The organism is Rhabdochromatium marinum, assembly GCF_016583795.1.
Classification (GTDB): domain Bacteria; phylum Pseudomonadota; class Gammaproteobacteria; order Chromatiales; family Chromatiaceae; genus Rhabdochromatium; species Rhabdochromatium marinum.
This window is the reverse complement of the sequence record NZ_NRRS01000191.1, coordinates 1-931: the sequence shown is the minus strand read 5'-3', so window position 1 is coordinate 931 and position 931 is coordinate 1. Positions and strand designations below refer to the sequence as shown.

Annotated in this window: 2 protein-coding genes; both read left to right on the top strand. The window is 56.8% G+C overall.

Going from position 1 to position 931, the window contains the following annotated elements:
* The first annotated feature begins 127 nt into the window (after window positions 1-127).
* Window positions 128-550 carry a paraquat-inducible protein A gene (locus CKO36_RS19235; RefSeq protein ID WP_338053531.1) on the top strand — a complete coding sequence of 141 codons (423 nt, stop codon included), beginning with the start codon at window positions 128-130 and terminating at the stop codon, window positions 548-550.
* 26 nt (window positions 551-576) lie between these two features.
* A partial coding sequence (locus tag CKO36_RS19230; protein WP_200286502.1) for a MerR family DNA-binding transcriptional regulator occupies window positions 577-931 on the top strand: 355 nt, incomplete at its 3' end.

The following is a 931-nucleotide window of genomic DNA, read 5'->3' as shown; positions in this document are numbered from 1 at the left end:
CAGCGCGTGCATCAATTCGCCAAGAACATCAACCGCAACGTCTTTGAAGTAGCGGATCGCCTGTGGGTAAAGATCGCCCTCGACCCAGAGGAAGAAAAACTACGTATTCCAGGTTAGGCGCGGTTTAATTACGCTGTTCAGTCTGGTGTTCCCGACGCTGAAGATCTTGGCCAGTCTGCTGTATTTTCGCCATCAGAGGCGGGCCGACACCGACACCCCAACAACCGAGCATGCCGCCTGGCAGGCGTTGGTGCGTTTCTTTGCCCTGCGCTCCGGCAAGTGGTCTATGGCGGATGTCTTGGTGGTGGCGATCTTCATGGCCTATATCGGCTTTGATGGACTGATGAACAGTCAGTTACTCGCGCTGTCCGGTGCTTCCGGCGCTTTGGGGCCGGACGCCGGGCTTGATCTGCTAACCACCAATGGCACCCGGCTGATGACGGGGTTTTTTATGTTTCTGGGCTTTGTGCTGGGCAGCTTGGTAATTTCCACGGTGCTGGAAGCCGAGCGGCGGGAGCTAGACTCTAGTCTTATAAAAAATGCGCGATAGTGTATTATTGTCTCATGGAAAGCACCATGAGTACAGGCAAGGCGGCGAAGAGGCTGGGTGTTTCGGTCAAGACATTGCAGCGTTGGGAGCGCGAGGGGCGTCTCATTCCCGTGGCGCGCACCGACAGCAATCGTCGTCTTTACACCGAGGCCCAGTGGCGAGCGTTCATCGGATGGCGACAGACGCCCGAGTGTCCAGCGCGAATAGTGGCCTATTGCCGAGTCTCATCGGCCGCACAGAAGCCAGACCTGGCTAACCAGCGCCGGGTGCTGGAAGCGTTTGTTGTGGCGAGAGGTTTAGCGAACGTCGAATTCGTCGAAGACGTGGGAAGCGGCTTGAACTTCAAGCGCCAGCGTTTTTTGGCACTGATGGATGAGATCG